The sequence below is a fragment of the Superficieibacter sp. genome (genome assembly GCF_032071645.1).
Taxonomy (GTDB): Bacteria; Pseudomonadota; Gammaproteobacteria; order Enterobacterales; family Enterobacteriaceae; genus Superficieibacter.
On the sequence record NZ_DAMAPU010000003.1, the window covers coordinates 252,515 to 274,294 of the forward strand.

Consider the following 21,780-nt stretch of genomic DNA (forward strand, 5'->3'; position numbering starts at 1 on the left):
GCACTGTATGTTTATACAGTTTAACGCATTGAGATACAACAGGGGGCGCAAAAAATTATTTTTTTACCGTCCAGCGCACCGTCTCACCGGCGAGGAACGGGATGAGGGTATCGTCGGAGAGGGCAATGGACTCAGCCACCGTGCTTTCCTCGCGCACCAGCTCAATGAAGGTGTCGTTAACCGGCAACTGATAAAAGCGTGGGCCGTTCAGGGAGCAGAACGCTTCGAAGTGGGCTAAGGCATTCATCTCTTCGAAAACGGTGGCGTAGCTGGCAAGCGCGGTCGGCGCGTTAAAGCAGCCCGCGCAGCCGCAGCTCGCTTCTTTGCGATGACGGGCGTGCGGGGCGGAATCCGTGCCGAGAAACGCGCGATCAAAACCGCTGGCAACCAGCTCACGCAGCGCCTGCTGGTGAATATTACGCTTGAGGATCGGCAGGCAGTAAAGATGTGGACGCACGCCGCCGACCAGCATGTGGTTGCGGTTAAACATCAGGTGCTGCGGGGTAATGGTGGCGGCGAGGCGCTCATTACCTTCGCGGACATAATCCGCCGCATCTTTCGTGGTGATGTGTTCGAAAACCACTTTCAGTCCCGGCAGACGCTGGCGCAGCGGCTCCATCACCGTGTCAATAAACCGCGCTTCACGGTCGAAAATATCGATATCCGCATGAGTCACTTCGCCGTGAACCAGCAGCGGCATCCCCAATTTTTCCATCCGTTCCAGCACCGGCATTATGGCATCAATATGGGTCACACCGTGGCTGGAGTTAGTGGTGGCGTTCGCCGGGTAGAGTTTGGCGGCGGTAAATACCCCTTCGCGATAACCGCGCTCCAGCTCAGCCGGGTCAAGCGAGTCAGTGAGATAACAGGTCATCAGCGGGGTAAAGGTATGGTCGGCAGGCACCGCATCCAGAATGCGCTGGCGGTAGGCAATGGCGGCATCCACAGTGACTACCGGCGGCGCAAGATTGGGCATAACGATCGCCCGGCCATAGACTTCACTGGTATAAGGCACTACGGTTTTCAGCATTTCACCGTCACGCAAATGAAGATGCCAGTCGTCAGGGCGGCGGATTTTAATAACTTGCGGTTGTTCTGTCATGGAAGCGCTCCGGCAGGTGAGAGTCAGTCATCAGGGCTGTTTTTGCCGGGCACTAAGAATAGGCGGAAACGTTTTCGTTTGCACTCTTTTCTTCAGCATCGTCGGATTTCGCCGGGCAGAAAAGTGCCCGGCGGCGCGTTAATGGGTAAAAGGAATGACGATCTCGCCAGGTTTGACTTCGAGACCTTTAGCGTATTTTTTCGCCAGCGCTTCGCCCTTGCTGCTGTCTTCACGCAGCACATACGCGGGCTGGTGGTTGAAGTAATTGCGCAGCGACTGGTTAAGATAAGGCAACAGCGTCTGCACGACCGGCTGCATTTTCTCCGGCTTAACGCTGGCGTCGATCACTTCCATTTCCTGTAAATAAATCGCGCCCTGCTCTTTATTGAAAACAGGAAGGGCTTTGAGTTTCAGGACGATGGTTGCTTTCTGGCTGCCAAACAGTGAATTCATATCCAGTGCGGCATCGCCATTCAGCGTAACTTTATTGGCCTCTTCCCGACCAATGGCGCTGGTAAGATTATTTAAGACAATGTGCGCGTCCGCCACTCCCGGCAGACCGATGTCTTTGGCGAAGTTATTTCGTTTTTGCAGGGCCTGGTTAATTTCATTTTCGCTCACCGTGTACTGGGTAAGCTGATTACAACCTGCCAGCACGCCGCTGATAACAAGCGCTGCGGCAACAACAATCTTCTTCATGGGTTTCCTCTGCATTACGCAATGATGCTCATCCTGGCATAATCCAGCATGTACTGTCAGCAGCGAATTGAACAGGGGAAAAGGCTTAAAAAGCGGGCGGACGCGAACGTCCGCCCGAGGATCAGGATGCAATGGACGTCAGCAGGTTAATTTGCGTCTGCTTCGCCATATTATCGCGGTAATCCGCCACCCTGGTGGGCCAGGTGATACCGGCGACAATCGTCAGGTTGCGCAGCAGCGGGAACAGGTGAATGTCATCTTCGGACAGCTCGCCGTTAACCGCGTTCGGCTGCACGATAAGCTTATCGAGATCGCGCAGTTCATTACTGATTTTTTTAATCAGTCCTTCTGAATGGGAAAGGTGATCGGCAAAGCTGCCAAGGGTCGCCTCTTTTTTCTCCGTAAAATAACGTCGTGCTTCGGGCGTGGAGAATTCATCAAACGGCGATTTTGCAAAACGCGGGATCAGCAGCCGGTTAACATAGGTATTTACCTTGCGCAGCCACTCTTCAATCGCCGGATTGCGTGCGCCGGTCAGCAGGGGTTTCCCATCGACTTTATCGACATAGTGAACGATATCAAGACTTTCCGGCAGATAGCGGCTGTCGTCTTTTTGCAGGATAGGGGCCATCTTCTGGCCGATCATTTTGATCGGCGTGGCCTCATCGTCGCTGAGCAGCGTAATAAGCTCCACAGGGATATTTTTGAGGCCGAAGATCATACGGGCTTTTACACAGTAAGGGCAGTGGTCGTAGATATATAGCTTCACGTTTCTCCTCCAGGTATTACCGTCCAGATGTTCAGTATGGAAGAGAAACAGACGCTTATCAAATCAGGTGCGCGGCTCGAGCATCCCGGGAGCGGCGCGTTTCTGGCTGAACTGCCACCACAGCGCCAGCAAGGTCATCAGGCCAATGACCCCCAGCATAAACCACGGCAGCTCGGCCTGGCCGGAGGCTTTCCCGGCATCAAACAGCCAGCCTCCGCCCGCGTAACCCAGTGCGCCACCAAAGGCTAACCCCAGCCGACTGAAGCCCATATAGCTCCCGCGTGCGCGTGCATCGGCCAGCTCCGCGCTGAGGGTTTCGCGCGCCGGTTCAGCGATAATCGAGCCGATATAAAAGGTGCAGATGAGTGTAAAGAGCTGCTGCAAATTGCCCACCAACCCGATGGGCAACATGCTGAGCGTCATAATCAGCAGCCCGGCCATCAGACGATGTTCGAGGCGAAAGCGTTTTTCGCTCCAGCGGGCCAGCGGATAAAGCAGACTGAGCGACAGCGTGGCTTCAATGGCGTACATCCATTTCACCGCTGAAGGCGTGCCCGCAATATCGTTAACCATAATCGGCAGCATTAACATCACCTGCACCGCCAGCATGTAGTAGCCGGTGAGGGTTAATACATAGGTTACAAAGCGTTTGTCGCGCAGCACTCGCGTCAGCCCCTCGCGCACCGGCGTTTTCACCGTGGACAGTTTCCACGCGGGCAGATACCAGGCGTTAAACGCCGCGCAAACCACAAACAGTACTGCGCCGACGCTACATACAAGGCTGAAGTCATACTGTAGCAGCCAGCTTCCCAGCAGCGCGCCGATCACCGCCCCGGCGCTGTCCTGCATCATCAGCAAGGAGAAAAAGCGCCCCCGTTGATGGGGACGCACCAGCTTGACCACCAGCGCCGAGCGCGGCGGGTCAAACAGCGTTCCGCCCAGCCCGGAAAGCAGGCAGGAGCACCACAGCATCCACGGCTCCTGGGCTATTGCCATCGTGGCAAACCCCGCCGCACGCATCAGCATCCCGGTGACAATCATCGGTTTCGCGCCGAAGCGGTCAGCGATCGCCCCGCCAAAAATGCCCAGACCCTGCTGTACTAACTGGCGCAGGCCGAGCGCAATCCCGACCATCAGCGCGGCCCAGCCCATTTGATCGACAAAGCGAATCGAAATCAGCGGAAAGACGACGAAAAAGCCGAGCACTACCAGCATGTTATCGATGAGCAGGAAATATTTACCCAGGCTCCTTGCCTGCGAGATACGTGACATTTCCCCTCCGGGAAATTAAAAAGGCGAGTACCCGGTTATTCTGCGGCGCGGGGCGCTTTTTTCCCACCCTCACCGCGACAATATTTTTTTATCAAAAGAACGCTTTGATTGATGCTTTTCATCGAAAAAGGGATGTAGCGCAGAAAATGGTATGTTGTTGTTTTCACACCGACCCCGACGACAGGTATAGTTAAATGACCAGGGCAAGAAGTAGAAGAAGGAGTGGGGAATGTTTGGCTATCGCAGTAACGTGCCGAAAGTACGCCTGACCACGGACCGGCTGGTCGTGCGTCTGGTTCACGACCGTGACGCCTGGCGGCTTGCTGATTACTACGCGGAGAATCGACAGTTTTTAAAACCCTGGGAGCCGGTACGCGATGATAGCCACTGCTATCCGTCAGGCTGGCAGGCGCGGCTGGGCATGATTAACGAATTCCACAAGCAGGGCTCAGCCTTTTATTTTGCGCTGCTTGACCCGGACGAGAAAGAGATCGTCGGCGTTGCCAACTTCTCAAACGTGGTGCGCGGCTCGTTTCACGCCTGTTATCTTGGCTACTCCATCGGGCAGAAATGGCAGGGGCAGGGGCTGATGTTTGAAGCGCTGACGGCGGCAATCCGCTATATGCAGCGCACCCAGCACATCCACCGAATTATGGCCAACTATATGCCGCACAATCAGCGCAGCGGCGGCCTGCTGGCGCGTCTGGGATTTGAAAAAGAGGGTTACGCCAAAGACTATTTGTTGATTAACGGCGAGTGGCGTGACCATGTACTGACGGCGCTGACGACTCCGCAGTGGATCGCAGGCCGATAAGGAGAATGCAATGAAGTATCAGTTATCCGTGACGGAAGCGCGCGTCATCGGCAGCCTGCTGGAAAAGCAGGTTACGACGCCTGAGCAGTATCCGCTGTCGGTTAATGCGGTGGTGACCGCCTGTAATCAGAAAACCAACCGCGAGCCGGTGATGTCGCTAAGCGAGCAGGCGGTGCAGGAACTGCTCGACGCCCTGGTGAAGCGGCACTACCTGCGCACCGTCAGCGGGTTTGGCAATCGGGTGACAAAATACGAACAGCGTTTTTGTAATTCGGAATTTGGCGATCTGAAACTCAGTTCTGCTGAAATCGCGCTCGTTACCACGCTGCTGCTGCGCGGTGCGCAAACGCCGGGCGAGCTGCGTAGCCGCGCCCAGCGAATGCACGAATTCAGCGATATGGCAGAAGTGGAAAATACGCTGGAGAAACTGGCGACCCGCGAAGACGGGCCGTTTGTGCTACGCCTGCCGCGTGAAGCCGGGCGACGTGAAAGCCGCTATATGCATCTTTTCAGCGGCGATGCCGACAGTGCAATAGCGGTGGCGGAGCCTTCCGCGCTGCCCGCCGACGATTTGAGCGCCCGCGTTGAGGCGCTTGAAGGGGAAGTCGCTGAACTTAAACAGCGGCTGGAATCGCTGCTGGCACATTTGGGAGAATAACAGTGACGGCAAAATTACGAATTGGCGTGGCGGGACTGGGCGGCATCGCCCAGAAAGCGTGGCTGCCGGTACTGAGCGCGGCGAGCGACTGGACGCTACAGGCAGCCTGGTCGCCGACGGAAGAAAAAGCACGGCGCGTTTGTGACAGTTACCGCTTGCCGTATGCCAGCTCTCTCTCCATGCTGGCAAGCCAGTGTGACGCGGTTTTTGTCCATACCACCACGGCTTCTCACTACGCTGTGGTCAGCGAACTGCTGAATGCCGGGGTCCACGTCTGCGTTGATAAACCGCTGGCGGACGATATCGACGATGCCGAACGGCTGATTGCGCTGGCCGCGCGTAAAAACCTGACCCTGATGGTCGGTTTCAATCGGCGCTTTTCGCCGCTGTACCGCGAGCTTAAGGCGCAGTTGCCCACCGCCACCTCGCTGCGGATGGATAAACACCGCACCAACAGCGTCGGTCCGCAGGATCTGCGCTTCACCCTGCTGGACGATTATCTGCACGTTGTCGACACCGCGCTGTGGCTGGCGGGCGGCAACGCTATCCTGCAATCCGGCACCCTGCAAACCACCGAGCGGGGCGAGATGCTGTATGCCGAACACCATTTCAGCCATCAGCATGTACAGATCACGACCAGTATGCACCGACGCGCGGGCAGCCAGCGTGAATCGGTGCAAGCCGTCACCGACGGGGCGCTGTATGACATCACCGACATGCGTGAATGGCGCGAGGAGCGGGGCGCAGGCGTGGTGACGCGCGCGATCCCCGGCTGGCAGAGCACCCTTGAGCAGCGCGGTTTTGTCGGCTGCGCCCGGCATTTCATTGAGTGCCTGCAAAATCAGACCGTTCCGCAAACGGCGGGGGAGCAGGCGATTCTGGCGCAGTATGTTGTTGAAAAATTGTGGCGCGCACAGGCAAACCAATAATCCGCTGTAACATCTGACAGTAGTAATTCATGGTAATCCAGGTAGACTAATCGCCTTTTCCAGCGCCTGCGATGCAGGCGTTCTGCCCTGTGTTGGGAAAACACGTTAATGAACCTATTAAAATCGCTGGCTGCCGTCAGCTCTATGACCATGTTTTCTCGCGTGCTGGGATTTGCCCGCGATGCTATCGTGGCGCGCGTTTTTGGCGCAGGCATGGCAACGGACGCCTTCTTTGTCGCTTTTAAGCTGCCCAACCTGCTGCGGCGTATTTTCGCCGAAGGCGCGTTTTCACAGGCGTTTGTGCCGATCCTCGCGGAGTACAAAAGCAAGCAGGGCGAAGACGCGACTCGCGTATTTGTCGCTTATGTCTCCGGGCTGCTGACGCTGGCGCTGGCCATTGTCACCGTCGCCGGGATGCTGGCGGCCCCCTGGGTGATCACCATTACCGCGCCGGGCTTTGCCGATACCGCCGATAAATTCCTGCTCACCACCCAGTTACTGAAGATCACCTTCCCCTATATTTTGCTGATTTCGCTGGCCTCGCTGGCGGGTGCCATTCTGAACACCTGGAATCGATTTTCAGTGCCGGCATTTGCGCCGACCTTCTTAAACGTCAGCATGATCGGCTTTGCGCTGTTTGCCGCGCCGTATTTCCATCCGCCGGTGCTGGCGCTGGCATGGGCGGTGACGGTAGGCGGGGTGCTGCAACTGGTGTATCAACTGCCGCATCTGAAAAAAATCGGCATGTTAGTGCTGCCGCGCCTGAGTTTTAAAGATGCAGGTTCCATGCGGGTCATTAAGCAGATGGGACCCGCCATTCTCGGCGTCTCAGTCAGCCAGATTTCACTGATTATCAATACTATTTTTGCCTCGTTTCTGGTCTCTGGCTCGGTTTCGTGGATGTACTATGCGGATCGCCTGATGGAGTTCCCCTCCGGCGTGCTGGGCGTGGCGCTGGGGACCATTCTGCTGCCTTCGCTGTCAAAAAGTTTCGCCAGCGGCAATCACGATGAATACAACCGGTTGATGGACTGGGGACTGCGGCTGTGCTTTTTACTCGCTCTGCCGAGCGCGGTGGCGCTGGGGATTCTGGCTAAACCGCTGACCGTTTCGCTGTTTCAGTACGGTAAATTCACCGCCTTTGATGCCGCAATGACCCAGCGTGCGCTGGTGGCCTATTCGGTCGGCCTGATGGGGCTTATCGTGGTGAAGGTGCTGGCACCCGGCTTTTACTCGCGTCAGGACATCAAAACGCCGGTGAAAATCGCTATCGTCACGCTGATTGTCACCCAGTTGATGAACCTGGCGTTTATTGGTCCGCTGAAACATGCCGGGCTGTCGCTGTCTATCGGGCTGGCGGCCTGTCTGAACGCTGGTCTGCTCTACTGGCAACTGCGCAAGAAAAAGATTTTTACCCCGCAGCCGGGCTGGGGCAGCTTTTTATTACGGCTGATCGTGGCGGTACTGGTGATGGCAGCGGCGCTGGTCGGCGTGATGTACCTGATGCCGGATTGGTCACTGGGCACGATGCCGCTGCGTATTCTGCGTCTGTTTGCGGTGGTGATGGCAGGGGTTATTGCCTATTTTGCCACTCTGGCGGTGCTGGGATTTAAAGTGAAAGAATTCGCGCGCCGGACGGCGTAAAGACAGATCAGGGGAGCGGCCTGCGCGGAGGCTGCTCCCGCATATTCAACGCATTCAGATAGAAAACTTTTTCCCGCCGCGACTGGCGGTCGAGGCCTGGCCATCCGCGCCGTACAGTCCCGGCTCCTGGTGCGGTTTTAGCACCTCAAGCGCCTGCTGGTTGCGCACAAGCTGCCCTTCCAGAAGCCAGCCGTTATGCTGGTTTAACTCACGCAAATGCTGCGTTTTTTCGGTGATCGTGCTCCAGCGCTGTGCCACGTCATCATTGGCGCTGCGTTGCGCGTTTTGTTCATCGCGCCGCTGCTGCTCAAGATAATCCAGGGTTGCCAGAAGCGAACTTTTTTGTTCGGTAATGCGTTGTAGCGCGCTGCCGTTAACGCTGCCAGCGGAAAGCTGCTGCTGCTCGGCATCCATCACGTCTTTCAGCGCGGTAAGCGTGACGGTCATTGTGTCCAGTATTTCTGGCAGACGACTCATACGGTTAATTACTCTGCAAAAAACTCTGTGCGTCGCGGATCAACGCGTCGGCAATTTTACCGGTATCCATCTTCAGCTCGCCGTTGCGAATCGCGGTTTTCAGCGATTCGATGCGTTCAACGTTGATATCGTCTTTACCCGCCTGGGTCAGTTTCGCCTGCGCATCGCTGAGCGTGACGCTGGTACTGTTCGCCGCCGTTGATTTCTCCGCGCGCGTTTTCGGCGTGGTGAGTTCGCTGGCTTCGCGAGGTTGTACGGTGCTAACTGGTTTCAGGGGCGATGTACGATCAATGCTCATTCTTTTGTCCTCATCGAGGGGTTGTGGCGCGGCTGCCCGCCATCATCGTTTGTTAACACTCTATCGGCAGGAGCCGCGATTTCTTTAAAATATTATAGGCTAATCAGAACATTCCCGTCCGCATTCACAATTCCACTCACCACCTGGCCGGAAGACATCCGCACTCGGGCGTTCTGGGCAATGGCGGCATTATTAAGTGCCTGACCTTCGCTGTTCACGCTAAAACCGTCGCCGCTGGCAATCACCTGCACCCGCTGTCCGGCTTTAATCCGCCATGACTGGCGCAGCATAAATTGCTGGATCGGCTGATTAACGGCCAGATCGCGCAGGCTGACGGCCTCCTGCACCTGATTGAGATCCAGTAACGTGCGCGGCGGAAGCTGGTCGAGGCGACCGCGTTTTAGCATCACGCTGCGGGTAGAAAGCGTACTGCCACGCGCCACCGGGGCGGCGGCTACCACATAATTTCCCGTCGCCTGCACCTGAACCTGGATATAGCGTTTTTCGCTGCCGCACTGCGCCAGCACGTTCACGTTGCCCCAGAGCTTTGCATTGCCCTGCACGCTAAGCGCGGGCTGTTCGCACTGCGGCAGAAGCGTGGCGGCACTCTTTACCTGCACCACGACTTCATCGCTGAATCCCGCCAGCCGCTGGGCGAAAAAAGCCGAAAGCTGCGCATTGAGATCGCTGGCCCCGGCAAGCGGAGACAGGAACAGCAGGGCAGCAGCAAAGGTGCCTTTCAGAGCGGGCATGGCAAACTCCGGTCGATTCAGGAATAGAGGGATTCTAACCGTTGTCACCGTCTATCAACGCAACAAATAGCGACGCATTATGCGTTTATTCCGTCGATAACGCGCGCGTAAGGGGAATTAAGCTGTTGCCTGAAACTTTGCCACCAGCGGAGGAGACATGCTCGATAAACTCGACGCCGCGTTACGCTTTCAGCAGGAAGCCTTAAATTTACGCGCGCAGCGTCAGGAAGTGCTCGCTGCCAATATCGCCAATGCGGATACCCCAGGGTATCAGGCGCGCGACATGGATTTTGCCAGTGAACTGAATAAAGTGATGGAACGTGGGCGCGTTGAAACCTCCGGGGTTCAACTGGCGCTCACTTCTGCACGTCATATACCTGCCCAGACGATTTCTTCACCCTCTGTTGACCTGATGTACCGCATCCCCGATCAGCCTTCGCTGGATGGCAATACCGTCGATATGGACAGAGAGCGGACGCAGTTCGCCGATAACAGCCTGCAATACCAGACCGGGCTGACGGTACTGAGCGGGCAAATCAAAAGCATGATGAGCGTGCTGCAACAGGGTAACTAATGTATGGCTTTACTCAATATTTTTGACATCGCCGGTTCCGCGCTTAACGCGCAGTCCCAGCGTCTGAACGTCGCCGCCAGTAACCTGGCTAACGCCGACAGCGTGACCGGGCCTGACGGCGAACCGTACCGCGCTAAGCAGGTGGTGTTTGAAGTGAACGCTGCGCCCGGCGCGGCAACCGGTGGGGTGAAAGTCTCCGGCGTCGTTGAAAGCCAGGCTGAAGACAAACTGGTCTACGAGCCGGGCAATCCGCTGGCGAACGCCCAGGGTTATGTGCGGATGCCAAACGTGGATGTGGTGGGCGAGATGGTCAACACCATGTCCGCCTCGCGCAGCTACCAGGCGAACGTCGAGGTACTGAATACCGTCAAAACCATGATGCTGAAAACGCTGACGCTTGGCCAGTAAAGGAGAGGCAAATGTCTATTGCTGTTAATTTAAACGATCCAACCAATACCGGTGTCAGTTCCACCAGCACCGGAACCAGCACCAATGCCGTCACCGGCAACAGCGCCTCCGACTTACAAAGCAGTTTTTTAACCCTGCTGGTCGCGCAGTTAAAAAATCAGGATCCGACTAACCCGCTACAGAATAATGAACTGACCACCCAACTGGCGCAAATCAGCACCGTAAGCGGAATTGAAAAACTGAATACCACGCTGGGATCGATCTCCGGGCAGATCGACAGCAGCCAGTCATTACAGGCCAGCACGCTGATTGGCCACGGGGTGATGATCCCTGGCACCACCGTGCTTTCCGGTAACAAAACCACCACCCCGTTTGGCGTGGAGCTACAGCAGGCCGCTGATAAAGTCACCGCCACCATTACCGATAAAAGCGGCAAAGTGGTGAACACGATTGATATCGGCAACTTAACCGCTGGCGTCCATACCTTTAGCTGGGATGGCACCATGACCGACGGCACCGCAGCACCGGAAGGCTCCTACAACGTCAGCATCGCCGCCAGCAACGGCGCGACACAGCTGGTGGCCCAGCCGCTGCAATTTGCACTGGTACAGGGGATCACCCGCAGTGATAAAGGCAATACGCTGGATCTGGGCACCTACGGCACCACCACCCTCGACGAAGTTCGGCAAATTATTTAATCAGGAGTAAGTTATGGCCTTTTCTCAAGCGGTTAGCGGTCTGAATGCTGCGGCCTCTAACCTCGATGTCATCGGTAACAACATCGCCAACTCCGCCACCTATGGCTTTAAGTCGAGCACGGCGTCGTTTGCGGATATGTTCGCGGGCTCCAAAGTCGGGCTGGGCGTCAAGGTGGCGGGGATCACCCAGGATTTTAACGACGGCACCACCACCAATACCGGACGCGGCCTTGACGTGGCGATCAGCCAGAACGGTTTTTTCCGTCTGGTCGACACTAACGGCTCGGTGTACTACAGCCGTAACGGTCAGTTCAAACTGGATGAAAACCGCAACCTGGTGAACATGCAGGGTTTACAACTGACCGGCTATCCGGCGACCGGCACCCCGCCGACGATTCAGCAGGGCGCGAACCCGACCGGCATCTCCATCCCGAATACGCTGATGTCGGCGAAAACCACCACCACCGCCGCGATCCAGATCAACCTGAACTCGTCGGATGCCATTCCCACGAAAACCACGTTCAACATTTCCGATGCGGATACCTACAACAAAAAAGCGGCAATCACCGTTTTTGATACCCAGGGTAACGCGCACGATCTCAACGTCTATTACGTTAAGACGGCGGACAACAAATGGGATGTCTGGACCCAGGATTCCAGCGTGGCCGATGCGCCCGTGGTTAAAGCCGCGCAGATGAATTTCGATAACAACGGCCAACTGGAAGGCGTGTATAACTACACCGCCAGCACCACCGCGCCAGGCACCTGGACGCTGAGCAATACCGCCAACGCGCAGCCGCAAATTAATGTCACCACCGGCGCAATGAACGGCGCGGCTCCGGCGACCTTTGCGCTGAGCTTCTTTGACTCCATGCAGCAAAATACCGGTGCAAATAACATCGTTGCCAGCTCGCAGAATGGCTACAAGCCGGGCGATCTGGTGAGCTATCAGATTAACGATGACGGTACCGTAGTCGGTAACTACTCCAACGAGCAGTCGCAGGTGCTGGGACAGATCGTGCTGGCGAACTTCGCCAACAATGAAGGACTGGCGTCTCAGGGCGATAACATCTGGGCAGCGACCCAGGCATCCGGCGTTGCGCTGCTGGGCACCGCCAACAGCGGTAACTTCGGCAGCCTGACCAACGGCGCGCTGGAGGCTTCCAACGTCGATTTGAGTAAAGAACTGGTGAATATGATCGTCGCCCAGCGTAACTATCAGTCTAACGCGCAGACCATCAAAACCCAGGATCAGATCCTCAACACCCTGGTTAACCTGCGCTAAGCGCCTGACGGGATAGCTTAATGGATCACGCAATATATACCGCGATGGGCGCGGCAAGCCAGACGATGAATCAGCAGGCGGTGACCGCCAGCAACCTCGCTAACGCGTCCACGCCGGGCTTTCGCGCCCAGCTTAACGCGCTGCGGGCGGTGCCGGTTGAGGGTCTGTCCCTCGCCACCCGCACGCTGGTGACCGAGTCCACGCCGGGTGCCGATATGACGCCGGGGCAGCTCGATTACACCTCACGTCCGCTGGATGTGGCTTTACAGCAGGAAGGCTGGCTGGCGGTGCAGACCGCTGACGGCGGCGAAGGATATACCCGCAACGGTAGCATCCAGGTCAGCCCAACCGGGCAACTGACCATTCAGGGGCATCCGGTGATCGGCGAAGCTGGCCCCATCGTGGTGCCGGAAGGCGCGGAAATTACCATCGCGGCGGACGGCACGATTTCCGCCCTCAATCCGGGCGATCCGGCAAATACCATTGCGCCGGTCGGCCGACTGAAGCTGGTAAAAGCCGAAGGAAATGAAGTGCAGCGCGGCGATGACGGCATGTTCCGTTTAAGCGCGCAGGCGCAGCAGACCCGTGGCCCGACGCTGCAGGCCGATCCGACCATCCGCGTGATGTCGGGCGTACTGGAAGGCAGTAACGTAAAACCCGTCGCGGCGATGACCGATATGATCGCCAGCGCCCGGCGTTTTGAAATGCAGATGAAGGTTATCAGCAGCGTGGATGAGAACGCGCAGCGGGCTAACCAGTTGCTGTCAATGAGCTAATAACAGGATAACCATGAACAGTTCATTATGGATCGCCAAAACCGGTCTTGATGCCCAGCAAACCAATATGGACGTGATCGCCAACAACCTGGCGAACGTCAGCACCAACGGTTTTAAGCGTCAGCGCGCGGTATTTGAAGATTTACTTTATCAAACGATTCGTCAGCCGGGCGCGCAGTCGTCCGAGCAGACCACGCTGCCTTCCGGTTTGCAGATTGGTACGGGCGTGCGCCCGGTTGCTACCGAGCGTCTGCATAGCCAGGGCAACCTGTCGCAGACCGACAACAGCAAAGACGTGGCGATCAAAGGGCAGGGCTTCTTTCAGGTGATGTTGCCGGACGGCACTTCTGCCTATACCCGCGACGGCTCTTTCCAGGTCGATCAGAACGGTCAACTGGTGACGGCAGGCGGCTTTCAGGTCCAGCCTGCGATCACCATTCCGGCCAATACCCTGAGCATCACCATTGGTCGTGACGGGGTAGTGAGCGTGACCCAGCAGGGCCAGGCCGCGCCGGTGCAGGTGGGACAGCTAAACCTGACCACCTTTATGAACGATACCGGTCTGGAAAGTATTGGTGAGAACCTGTACACCGAAACGCAGTCGTCCGGTGCGCCGAATGAAAGCACGCCGGGACTGAACGGCGCTGGCTTGCTGTATCAGGGCTATGTTGAAACCTCTAACGTCAACGTGGCGGAAGAGCTGGTCAGCATGATCCAGGTGCAGCGCGCGTATGAAATCAACAGTAAGGCCGTGTCCACGACCGACCAGATGCTGCAAAAACTGACGCAACTCTAAGGTGCGGCTGGTGCGGTTTTGCCGCACCAGCGCCCTGACTTTGAAGATGAAAGCAATGCAAAAACACGCGGCGTACCGTTATCCGCTTTTGGCTGTACTGGCGATCTCCCTCAACGGGTGCGCGCTGATCCCCTCCACGCCGCTGGTGCAGGGGGCGACGAGCGCACAGCCCGTTCCCGGACCGCTGCCGGTGGCCAACGGCTCCATTTTTCAGTCCGCCCAGCCGGTGAACTACGGCTATCAGCCGCTGTTTGAGGACCGTCGTCCGCGTAACGTCGGCGATACCCTGACTATCGTGTTGCAGGAAAACGTCAGCGCGAGCAAAAGCTCGTCGGCTAACGCCAGCCGCGATGGCAAAACCAATTTCGGCGTTGACACCACGCCGCGCTATCTGGAAGGACTGTTTGGCAACGCCCGTGCGGATGTCGATACTTCCGGCGGCAATACCTTTAACGGTAAAGGCGGTGCCAACGCCAGCAATACCTTTAGCGGCACGCTGACGGTGACGGTGGATCAGGTGCTGGTCAACGGCAACCTGCATGTGGTCGGTGAGAAGCAGATCGCCATCAACCAGGGCACCGAATTCATCCGCTTCTCCGGGGTGGTTAACCCACGGACTATCAGCGGCAGCAACACCGTCGCCTCGACGCAGGTCGCGGATGCGCGCATCGAGTACGTCGGCAACGGCTACATCAATGAAGCGCAGAATATGGGCTGGCTCCAGCGTTTCTTCCTTAATTTATCGCCGTTGTAAGCGAGGTGATCATGTTTAAATCCCTGATTGGCATTGCCCTGATCCTGATGGCAGGCGCAGTACAGGCCGAGCGCATTCGTGACCTGACCAGCGTGCAGGGCGTGCGTGATAACTCACTTATCGGCTACGGGCTGGTGGTGGGGCTGGACGGGACCGGTGACCAGACGACCCAGACGCCGTTTACCACCCAAAGCCTGAATAACATGCTCTCGCAGATGGGCATCACCGTGCCAGCGGGCACCAATATGCAGCTTAAAAACGTGGCGGCGGTGATGGTCACGGCGAAATATCCGCCGTTTGGCCGCCAGGGGCAGGCGATCGATATCGTCGTCTCCTCAATGGGTAACGCCAAGAGTTTGCGCGGCGGCACGCTGCTGATGACGCCGATGAAAGGCGTGGATAACCAGGTTTATGCCCTGGCGCAGGGCAATATTCTGGTCGGTGGTGCGGGCGCGTCGGCGGGCGGCAGCAGCGTTCAGGTCAACCAGCTAAACGGGGGGCGTATTACCGGCGGTGCGGTGATCGAGCGTGAAATCCCGACCCAGTTCGGCACCGGTAACACCATTAACCTTCAGCTTAATGAGGAAGATTTTACCCTCGCCCAGCAGATCGCCGACACCGTTAACCGCAACGGCGGCTACGGTGCTACCGCGCTGGATGCCCGTACTGTGCAGGTGCGCGTCCCGGCAAGCAACAGTTCGCAGGTGCGGGCGCTGGCCGATATCCAGAATATGCAGGTCAACGTGGCGGCGCAGGATGCGAAAGTGATCATCAACTCGCGCACCGGCTCGGTGGTGATGAACCGTGAAGTTACGCTGGATAGCTGCGCGGTCGCGCAGGGCAATCTGTCGGTGACGGTTAACCGCCAGGCAAACGTCAGTCAGCCGGATACGCCGTTTGGCGGCGGGCAGACGGTGGTGGTGCCGCAAACGCAGATCGATCTGCGTCAGAGCGGAGGCTCATTGCAGAGCATCAACGCCAGCGCCAACCTGAATAACGTGGTGCGGGCGCTGAACGCGCTGGGGGCCACGCCGATGGAACTGATGTCGATTATCCAGTCGATGCAAAGCGCGGGCTGCCTGCGGGCGAAAGTGGAAATCATCTGATGCTAAGCGATAGCAAACTGCTGGCGAGCGCCGCGTGGGATGCGCAGTCGCTCAACGACCTGAAAAGCAAAACCGGGAAAGATCCGCAGGCTAACCTGCGCCCGGTTGCCCGTCAGGTCGAAGGGATGTTTGTGCAGATGATGCTGAAAAGTATGCGTGAAGCGCTGCCGAAAGACGGCTTGTTCGGCAGCGACCAAACGCGTCTTTATACCAGCATGTACGACCAGCAAATTGCCCAGCAGATGACCGCCGGTAAAGGGCTGGGCCTGGCCGATATGATGGTGAAGCAGATGGCCGCAGGGCAGGGCCAGCCGTCAGAAGAAACGGCGCAGGTGCCGATGCGTTTCGACCTCGAAACCGTCACCAGCTATCAGAATCAGACCCTGACCCAGATGGTGCGTAAAGCGCTGCCCAAAACGCCGACGGCAACTGACCAGCCGCTGTCCGGCGACAGCAAAGACTTCCTGGCGCAGCTTTCGCTTCCGGCGAGACTTGCCAGCGAGCAGAGCGGCATCCCGCACCATTTGATTCTGGCGCAGGCCGCGCTGGAGTCAGGCTGGGGCCAGCGGCAGATTAAGCGCGAAAACGGCGAGCCAAGTTTTAACCTGTTCGGCGTGAAGGCCACGTCCAGTTGGAAAGGCCCGGTGACGGAAATCACCACCACCGAATATGAGAACGGCGAAGCGATAAAGGTGAAGGCCAAATTCCGCGTTTATAGCTCCTATCTCGAAGCGCTTTCTGACTACGTGGGGCTGTTAACCCGTAATCCACGCTACGCGGCGGTGACCAGTGCCTCCACGGCAGAGCAGGGCGCGCAGGCGTTACAGAACGCCGGGTATGCGACCGATCCGGGCTATGCCCGTAAGCTCACCGGCATGATCCAGCAGCTAAAAGGCATGAGTGAAAAAGTCAGTAAAGCCTACGGTAACGATCTCGAAAATCTGTTCTGAAACCTCTCAAGTTCGCAGACGTCCTGCCGATAACTGTTAGCAGGACCCATGTCTGAAAGTGTAAAAGGAACCTTCATGTCCAGTTTGATTAACAGCGCCATGAGCGGGCTTAGCGCAGCGCAGTCCGCACTGAATACCGTCAGTAACAACATCTCCAGCTATAACGTTGCGGGCTATACCCGTCAGACAACGGTATTTGGCCAGGCGAACAGTACGCTGGGGGCAGGCGGCTGGGTCGGTAACGGCGCGTATGTTTCCGGGGTGCAGCGTGAATATGACGCATTTATCACCAATCAGTTGCGTTCTGCCCAGAATCAGAGCGCGGGGCTGACCACGCGCTATGAGCAGATGTCAAAAATCGACGATATGCTCTCCAGCAGTACCAATACACTTTCAACGACGTTGCAGGGTTTCTTCTCGGCGATGCAAACGCTGGTCAGCAACGCGGAAGATCCGGCGGCGCGTCAGGCGTTGCTCGGTAAAGCCGACGGGCTGGTGAACCAGTTTAAAGTGACCGATCAGTATCTGCGCGACCAGGATAAGCAGGTCAATATCGCGGTCGGCTCCAGCGTCGAGCAGATCAATAATTACAGCAAGCAGATCGCCAATCTTAACGATCAGATTTCACGTCTGACCGGTGTCGGCGCGGGCGCGTCGCCGAACGATCTGCTGGACCAGCGCGATCAGCTGGTCAGCGAACTGAATAAAATCGTTGGCGTGGAAGTGAGCGTTCAGGACAGCGGCACGTTTAACGTGACGATGGCGAACGGCTATACCCTGGTGCAGGGTTCCACCGCACGTCAACTGGCGGCCGTACCGTCAAGCGCCGATCCGTCGCGCACTACTGTCGCCTACGTGGATCCGACCGCCGGTAAAATCGAAATCCCGGAGAAGCTGCTGAATTCCGGCTCGCTCGGCGGTCTGCTGACGTTCCGCTCGCAGGATCTGGACCAGTCCCGTAACACCCTCAACCAGCTGGCGCTGTCCTTTGCCGATTCGTTCAATCAGCAGCACGCGAAGGGTATCGACGCTAACGGCGACGCGGGCGGTGATTTCTTTAACATCGGCAAACCGGCAGTGACCAGCAACAGCCGCAATACCGGCGGTGCCACCTTAAGCGCGGCGGTCAGCGACAGCAGCAAAGTCCAGGCGACCGACTATAAAGTGGTTTACGACGGCAGCAACTGGCAGGTGACGCGACTGGCGGATAATACCTCCTTTACCGCGGCGCTGGACAAAACCGATAACTCCCTCAGCTTTGACGGACTCAAAGTGACGGTTGGCGGCACGGCGGCGAAAGCGGACGACAGTTTTATCGTCAAGCCGGTGAGCGACACCATCGTCAACATGAGCACCGCGTTTAAAGATGAAGCTAAAATTGCGCTGGGTATTGATGATAAAGATACCGGCGAAAGCGATAACCGTAACGGCCAGGCGCTGCTGGATTTACAGAACGCCAAAAAGGTCGGCGGGACGAAAACCTTTAATGATGCTTACGCTACGCTGGTCAGCGATATCGGTAACAGAACGGCTACGCTCAAGACCAGTAGCACCACCCAGAGTACCGTGGTCACCCAGCTGAGTAACCAGCAGCAGTCTGTCTCCGGGGTTAACCTCGATGAAGAGTACGGCAACCTGCAACGTTTCCAGCAATATTATCTGGCTAACGCCCAGGTGATGCAGACCGCGTCGTCGCTGTTTGACGCGCTACTCAATATTCGCTAAGGGAACGATGAATCATGCGTGTTAGCACTCAAATGATGTACGATCAGAACATGCGCGGCATCACCAGTTCACAGAGTGAATGGCTGAAGTACGGTGAGCAGATGTCTACGGGCAAGCGGGTAAATAAACCTTCCGATGACCCGATTGCCGCCTCGCAGGCCGTGGTCGTTTCTCAGGCGCAGGCGCAAAACAGCCAGTATGCGCTGGCGCGAACCTTCGCCACCCAGCGCGTGTCGCTGGAAGAGAATATCCTCGGCCAGGCCACCACCGCGATCCAGTCTGCGCAGGAAAAAATCGTCTATGCCGGTAACGGCACGTTAAGCGACGATGACCGCGCGTCTCTGGCGACGGATTTGCAGGGCATCCGCGACCAACTGATGAATCTCGCCAACTCAACCGACGGCAACGGTCGCTATATCTTTGCGGGCTACAATACCGATAAAGCGCCGTTTACCCAGCAGGACGGCAGCTACACCGGCGGAACCACCAATGTTGTCCAGCAGGTTGACTCCGCGCGCTCGATGGTAATAGGTCACACCGGCGATCAAATTTTTGCCAGCCTGACCAGCAACGCGGTGAAAGAACCGGATGGCTCGGCGTCAGAGAAAAATGTCTTTGCCATGCTGGACAGCGCCATCAGCGCGCTGAAAACGCCGGTAGCGGACGATGAAGACGCGCAGGCGCTGGCAAAGGCGGCGGTGGATAAAACCAACCGTGGTCTGAAAAACGCGCTCAACAACGTGCTAAGCGTGCGTGGGGAACTGGGAACGCAGTTAAGTGAACTCGGCACGCTGGACACGCTGGGCGATGACCGGGCGTTGATTCAGACCCAGCAGATGAGCGATCTGGTGGATGTTGACTGGAACGCGGCCATTTCCTCCTACGTGATGCAGCAGGCCGCGCTTCAGGCATCTTATAAAGCGTTCAGTGATATGCAGGGCATGTCGCTATTCCAGCTCAATAAATAATCGCCATTTTTACTCCGCTTCGGCGGAGTTTTTTTTAACGCTGCGCTGGCTGGGGGTGACCGTTGCCGACGCTGCGAATAACCAGCGCGCTAATGCCCATCACCGTTGCCAGGGTGACAACCCCGGTCCAGCCTGCAAGAGAATAAAGTTTACTGCCCAGCACCGATCCCAGCGCCATGCCGATAAAAACCACGGTAAAGAGCAGCGCATTCAGCCGCCCGCGCGCTTCTGGCTCCAGGCTATAGACCAGATTCTGGTGCGCCACGAGACAGGACTGTAACCCTAAATCAAAACCCACGGCAGAGAGCGCAATCAGCGCCAGCTGATAGTGCACCGGCAGCGTTGGCAGCAAAAACATCAGCGCGAAGGAGGCGGTCACCAGCGCGGCACCCAGCAGGGTCACTTTATCCGCGCCAAGTTTGTCTGCCAGTCCGCCCGCCAGGGGAGCCGCCAGTGCGCCCGTCGCGCCCGCAATGCCGAAGCCGCCCGCCACCGCACTGCCCATCCGGTAATGTTCAAGCAGCATGACCGCGAGAGTTGACCAGAACGCGCTGAATGCGACCGATAATGCCCCTTGCGCCAGCGCGGCCCGGCGGAGGGTCGGGTAGCGCATCCACAGCTGGATCATTGAGCGCAGGAGCGTCGGATAGCCCAGACGCGAATGCGCCGGAAAGCCCGGCAGCGTTTTCCACAATAGCCCGCCAATCAGCGCGATACTGACCGCCGCCGCCTGATACATCATCCGCCAGCCAAATACTGCGCCGATCACGCCGCTCACGGTGCGGGAGAGGAGAATACCGAGCAGCAGGCCGGTCATCACCGTGCCGACCATTTTGCCCTGTTTGCCGACGGGCGCGAGGATCGCCGCCGCCGGAACGATATCCTGGGCCATGGTCGCCGCCATGCCGATGATAAGGCTAATCGTTAACAGGGAGTGGAGGCTATCACTCAGGCTACACAGCCATAACAGAATCGCCAGCGCCGCGCTTTTCAGTAGGATAAGGTGACGCCGATCGTAGCGATCCGCGAGCGGCAACAGAAACAAAATCCCCAGCGCATAGCCCGCCTGGGTCAGGGTAGGGATCAGCCCCATACCGTTAACCGTCAGCCCAAGATCGCCGCCGATAAGCGGCAGAAGCGGCTGGGCGTAATAAATCGCCGCCACGCTAAATCCCGCGCCCAGCGCCAGAATAAAGAGCAACCCGTGCATCGGGTTACGGGGTGAATTGCCTGCTTTCATCAGATATTCCTCAATAAAGTCTGTGCGCATTGTTGACGGCTTCGCGCTGGCGTGGAAGTGGGGGAAGTGATAAAACGGTTATACGTGTGATGTATAGCTGATGGCAAAATGATGAAAAGTGAGCGTATAGACAGAGTGGAATTGATGCGCACGTTTGTACGCATTATTGAGGCGGGATCGCTCTCAGCGGCGGCCGTCCAGCTCAACACTACCCAGGCCACCGTCAGCCGTCGTTTGCAATCGCTGGAAACGCTACTCAACAGCAAACTGCTGTTGCGCACCACCCATGCGATGAAACTGACCGATGACGGGGAACGATGCTATCAGCACGCCCGCAGGGTGATTGACGCGTGGCTGGCGCTGGAAGATGACATGCACGCGGCGGATGATGAACCGCCGGGCGTGCTTCGGGTGCGCGCGCCGCACGCGTTCGGGCAGCAACAGCTTCTGATGCCGCTGGTGCATTTTCTTGAGCGCTACCCCACGCTGACAGTGGAGTGGATGCTTAATGATAAGATCGTCGATTTTCTGAGTGATAACATCGACTGCGCTATCCGCGTCGGGGTGGAGGTCGATCCTGCTACGGTTTCGGTGCTGCTGGCAGAAGTGCCGCGCAGCCTCGTCGCCGCGCCCGGCTTACTGGCGCGTCATCCCCCGATTAGCGAGCCTCAGCAGTTGTCTGCCGTGCCGTGGGTCGCCATCAGCACCTTTTATCAGCATGAGGTCACCCTCTCACACGTCACGCAGGGCTGGCGGGAGACGTTCAGTATCCAGCCACGGCTGAGTACCGACAGCCTCTACGTTGCGCGGAATACGGCGCTGGCCGGGCTGGGAATGGCGCTGGTATCAAGCTGGACCGTGGAGGAAGATATTGCGGCAGGAAGGCTGGTTGAAGTGCTGCCGCAGTGGCAGGCTTCGGCGCTGCCGGTACATCTGGTTTATCCGTGGGCGCGCTATTACCCGACCCGGCTGCGTAAGTTTCTTGATTTGATGCGCGAGGTGATGCCGCAGGTGACAGGAATGCGCATACCGCAAGCAAAATAAAAAAGCCGACCCGGAGGTCGGCTTAATTTAGCGAGGCGGGTG

General features: G+C 57.4%; 24 protein-coding genes. 16 read left to right on the top strand and 8 right to left on the bottom strand.

Features of this window, described 5'->3' with window-relative positions:
- Positions 1-55 precede the first annotated feature (55 nt).
- From pyrC to mdtH, 4 genes are all read right to left on the bottom strand, one after another.
- Positions 56-1,102, bottom strand: a complete 1,047-nt coding sequence (gene pyrC, locus RT197_RS07970; RefSeq protein ID WP_312949003.1) for a dihydroorotase — start codon at positions 1,100-1,102, stop codon at positions 56-58.
- Positions 1,103-1,240: 138 nt separating this feature from the next.
- The gene (locus RT197_RS07975) at positions 1,241-1,801 is read right to left on the bottom strand and encodes a lipoprotein (protein ID WP_312949005.1); all 561 of its coding nucleotides are present in this window, start codon (positions 1,799-1,801) and stop codon (positions 1,241-1,243) included.
- A 121-nt stretch (positions 1,802-1,922) separates the two neighbouring features.
- The gene (grxB, locus tag RT197_RS07980) at positions 1,923-2,570 is read right to left on the bottom strand and encodes a glutaredoxin 2 (RefSeq protein WP_312949007.1); all 648 of its coding nucleotides are present in this window, start codon (positions 2,568-2,570) and stop codon (positions 1,923-1,925) included.
- A gap of 63 nt (positions 2,571-2,633) precedes the next feature.
- Positions 2,634-3,842, bottom strand: coding sequence for a multidrug efflux MFS transporter MdtH (gene mdtH / locus RT197_RS07985; RefSeq protein WP_312949009.1), 1,209 nt, complete (start codon positions 3,840-3,842; stop codon positions 2,634-2,636).
- A gap of 229 nt (positions 3,843-4,071) precedes the next feature.
- Here mdtH and rimJ point away from each other — a divergent pair, with 229 nt between their 5' ends.
- The 4 genes from rimJ to murJ all read left to right on the top strand — a co-directional run bounded on the left by rimJ (position 4,072) and on the right by murJ (position 7,887).
- Positions 4,072-4,656 (top strand): ribosomal protein S5-alanine N-acetyltransferase, encoded by a 585-nt coding sequence (gene rimJ, locus RT197_RS07990; RefSeq protein ID WP_312949011.1) that lies wholly within the window; start codon positions 4,072-4,074, stop codon positions 4,654-4,656.
- A 10-nt stretch (positions 4,657-4,666) separates the two neighbouring features.
- A complete protein-coding gene (locus RT197_RS07995) occupies positions 4,667-5,314 on the top strand; it encodes a YceH family protein (protein WP_312949013.1) in 648 nt (215 codons plus the stop codon).
- 2 nt (positions 5,315-5,316) lie between these two features.
- On the top strand, positions 5,317-6,243 hold the full coding sequence (locus RT197_RS08000) for a Gfo/Idh/MocA family oxidoreductase (RefSeq protein ID WP_312949015.1): 927 nt from the start codon (positions 5,317-5,319) through the stop codon (positions 6,241-6,243).
- 108 nt (positions 6,244-6,351) lie between these two features.
- On the top strand, positions 6,352-7,887 hold the full coding sequence (gene murJ, locus RT197_RS08005) for a murein biosynthesis integral membrane protein MurJ (RefSeq protein WP_312949017.1): 1,536 nt from the start codon (positions 6,352-6,354) through the stop codon (positions 7,885-7,887).
- Between the two features lie 54 nt (positions 7,888-7,941).
- On the opposite strand, the gene flgN is transcribed toward murJ, so the two are convergent.
- From flgN to flgA, 3 genes are all read right to left on the bottom strand, one after another.
- On the bottom strand, positions 7,942-8,364 hold the full coding sequence (gene flgN / locus RT197_RS08010; protein WP_312949019.1) for a flagella biosynthesis chaperone FlgN: 423 nt from the start codon (positions 8,362-8,364) through the stop codon (positions 7,942-7,944).
- A 4-nt stretch (positions 8,365-8,368) separates the two neighbouring features.
- Positions 8,369-8,662 (bottom strand): flagellar biosynthesis anti-sigma factor FlgM, encoded by a 294-nt coding sequence (gene flgM, locus RT197_RS08015; RefSeq protein ID WP_312949021.1) that lies wholly within the window; start codon positions 8,660-8,662, stop codon positions 8,369-8,371.
- A gap of 92 nt (positions 8,663-8,754) precedes the next feature.
- Positions 8,755-9,414, bottom strand: coding sequence for a flagellar basal body P-ring formation chaperone FlgA (gene flgA, locus RT197_RS08020; protein ID WP_312949022.1), 660 nt, complete (start codon positions 9,412-9,414; stop codon positions 8,755-8,757).
- Between the two features lie 157 nt (positions 9,415-9,571).
- Here flgA and flgB point away from each other — a divergent pair, with 157 nt between their 5' ends.
- The 11 genes from flgB (at position 9,572) to flgL (ending at position 19,454) form a co-directional block, all read left to right on the top strand.
- The gene (gene flgB, locus RT197_RS08025) at positions 9,572-9,988 is read left to right on the top strand and encodes a flagellar basal body rod protein FlgB (RefSeq protein WP_312949024.1); all 417 of its coding nucleotides are present in this window, start codon (positions 9,572-9,574) and stop codon (positions 9,986-9,988) included.
- A gap of 3 nt (positions 9,989-9,991) precedes the next feature.
- Positions 9,992-10,396: a flagellar basal body rod protein FlgC gene (flgC, locus tag RT197_RS08030; RefSeq protein WP_312949026.1), complete on the top strand. Its 405-nt coding sequence runs from the start codon at positions 9,992-9,994 to the stop codon at positions 10,394-10,396.
- Positions 10,397-10,407: 11 nt separating this feature from the next.
- Positions 10,408-11,094, top strand: coding sequence for a flagellar hook assembly protein FlgD (gene flgD / locus RT197_RS08035; RefSeq protein ID WP_312949028.1), 687 nt, complete (start codon positions 10,408-10,410; stop codon positions 11,092-11,094).
- 13 nt (positions 11,095-11,107) lie between these two features.
- Complete coding sequence (flgE, locus tag RT197_RS08040) at positions 11,108-12,379, top strand: flagellar hook protein FlgE (protein WP_312949029.1); 1,272 nt, start codon at positions 11,108-11,110, stop codon at positions 12,377-12,379.
- 20 nt (positions 12,380-12,399) lie between these two features.
- Positions 12,400-13,155 (top strand): flagellar basal body rod protein FlgF, encoded by a 756-nt coding sequence (locus RT197_RS08045; protein WP_312949030.1) that lies wholly within the window; start codon positions 12,400-12,402, stop codon positions 13,153-13,155.
- Between the two features lie 13 nt (positions 13,156-13,168).
- Positions 13,169-13,951, top strand: a complete 783-nt coding sequence (gene flgG / locus RT197_RS08050; protein ID WP_312949032.1) for a flagellar basal-body rod protein FlgG — start codon at positions 13,169-13,171, stop codon at positions 13,949-13,951.
- Between the two features lie 55 nt (positions 13,952-14,006).
- Positions 14,007-14,705, top strand: a complete 699-nt coding sequence (locus RT197_RS08055) for a flagellar basal body L-ring protein FlgH (protein ID WP_312949034.1) — start codon at positions 14,007-14,009, stop codon at positions 14,703-14,705.
- An 11-nt stretch (positions 14,706-14,716) separates the two neighbouring features.
- Positions 14,717-15,811, top strand: a complete 1,095-nt coding sequence (locus RT197_RS08060; protein WP_312949036.1) for a flagellar basal body P-ring protein FlgI — start codon at positions 14,717-14,719, stop codon at positions 15,809-15,811.
- On the top strand, positions 15,811-16,761 hold the full coding sequence (gene flgJ / locus RT197_RS08065) for a flagellar assembly peptidoglycan hydrolase FlgJ (protein WP_312949038.1): 951 nt from the start codon (positions 15,811-15,813) through the stop codon (positions 16,759-16,761). Before RT197_RS08060 ends, flgJ begins: the two co-directional genes overlap by 1 nt.
- Positions 16,762-16,836: 75 nt before the next feature.
- A complete protein-coding gene (flgK, locus tag RT197_RS08070; protein WP_312949040.1) occupies positions 16,837-18,486 on the top strand; it encodes a flagellar hook-associated protein FlgK in 1,650 nt (549 codons plus the stop codon).
- A gap of 14 nt (positions 18,487-18,500) precedes the next feature.
- Complete coding sequence (flgL, locus tag RT197_RS08075) at positions 18,501-19,454, top strand: flagellar hook-associated protein FlgL (RefSeq protein WP_312949042.1); 954 nt, start codon at positions 18,501-18,503, stop codon at positions 19,452-19,454.
- Positions 19,455-19,488: 34 nt separating this feature from the next.
- Here the strand turns inward: flgL and RT197_RS08080 are convergent, their stop codons facing one another.
- On the bottom strand, positions 19,489-20,694 hold the full coding sequence (locus tag RT197_RS08080) for an MFS transporter (RefSeq protein WP_312949044.1): 1,206 nt from the start codon (positions 20,692-20,694) through the stop codon (positions 19,489-19,491).
- Positions 20,695-20,802: 108 nt separating this feature from the next.
- On the opposite strand from RT197_RS08080, the gene RT197_RS08085 reads away from it, so the two are divergent.
- Entirely contained in the window at positions 20,803-21,738 is a 936-nt protein-coding gene (locus RT197_RS08085; RefSeq protein ID WP_312949046.1) for a LysR family transcriptional regulator, read from the top strand.
- The last annotated feature ends 42 nt before the right edge of the window (positions 21,739-21,780 follow it).

Bases quoted from the DNA above. Each gene is read 5' to 3' on its own strand.
- mdtH (WP_312949009.1), bottom strand. From the start codon at position 3,842: ATGTCACGTATCTCGCAGGCAAGGAGCCTGGGTAAATATTTCCTGCTC.
- flgL (WP_312949042.1), top strand. From the start codon at position 18,501: ATGCGTGTTAGCACTCAAATGATGTACGATCAGAACATGCGCGGCATC.
- RT197_RS08085 (WP_312949046.1), top strand. From the start codon at position 20,803: ATGATGAAAAGTGAGCGTATAGACAGAGTGGAATTGATGCGCACGTTT.
- RT197_RS08080 (WP_312949044.1), bottom strand. From the start codon at position 20,694: ATGAAAGCAGGCAATTCACCCCGTAACCCGATGCACGGGTTGCTCTTT.
- flgM (WP_312949021.1), bottom strand. From the start codon at position 8,662: ATGAGCATTGATCGTACATCGCCCCTGAAACCAGTTAGCACCGTACAA.
- flgG (WP_312949032.1), top strand. From the start codon at position 13,169: ATGAACAGTTCATTATGGATCGCCAAAACCGGTCTTGATGCCCAGCAA.
- flgK (WP_312949040.1), top strand. From the start codon at position 16,837: ATGTCCAGTTTGATTAACAGCGCCATGAGCGGGCTTAGCGCAGCGCAG.
- flgD (WP_312949028.1), top strand. From the start codon at position 10,408: ATGTCTATTGCTGTTAATTTAAACGATCCAACCAATACCGGTGTCAGT.
- RT197_RS07995 (WP_312949013.1), top strand. From the start codon at position 4,667: ATGAAGTATCAGTTATCCGTGACGGAAGCGCGCGTCATCGGCAGCCTG.
- flgN (WP_312949019.1), bottom strand. From the start codon at position 8,364: ATGAGTCGTCTGCCAGAAATACTGGACACAATGACCGTCACGCTTACC.
- RT197_RS07975 (WP_312949005.1), bottom strand. From the start codon at position 1,801: ATGAAGAAGATTGTTGTTGCCGCAGCGCTTGTTATCAGCGGCGTGCTG.
- rimJ (WP_312949011.1), top strand. From the start codon at position 4,072: ATGTTTGGCTATCGCAGTAACGTGCCGAAAGTACGCCTGACCACGGAC.
- RT197_RS08055 (WP_312949034.1), top strand. From the start codon at position 14,007: ATGCAAAAACACGCGGCGTACCGTTATCCGCTTTTGGCTGTACTGGCG.
- flgB (WP_312949024.1), top strand. From the start codon at position 9,572: ATGCTCGATAAACTCGACGCCGCGTTACGCTTTCAGCAGGAAGCCTTA.
- flgJ (WP_312949038.1), top strand. From the start codon at position 15,811: ATGCTAAGCGATAGCAAACTGCTGGCGAGCGCCGCGTGGGATGCGCAG.
- flgC (WP_312949026.1), top strand. From the start codon at position 9,992: ATGGCTTTACTCAATATTTTTGACATCGCCGGTTCCGCGCTTAACGCG.
- murJ (WP_312949017.1), top strand. From the start codon at position 6,352: ATGAACCTATTAAAATCGCTGGCTGCCGTCAGCTCTATGACCATGTTT.
- pyrC (WP_312949003.1), bottom strand. From the start codon at position 1,102: ATGACAGAACAACCGCAAGTTATTAAAATCCGCCGCCCTGACGACTGG.
- flgA (WP_312949022.1), bottom strand. From the start codon at position 9,414: ATGCCCGCTCTGAAAGGCACCTTTGCTGCTGCCCTGCTGTTCCTGTCT.
- RT197_RS08060 (WP_312949036.1), top strand. From the start codon at position 14,717: ATGTTTAAATCCCTGATTGGCATTGCCCTGATCCTGATGGCAGGCGCA.
- flgE (WP_312949029.1), top strand. From the start codon at position 11,108: ATGGCCTTTTCTCAAGCGGTTAGCGGTCTGAATGCTGCGGCCTCTAAC.
- RT197_RS08045 (WP_312949030.1), top strand. From the start codon at position 12,400: ATGGATCACGCAATATATACCGCGATGGGCGCGGCAAGCCAGACGATG.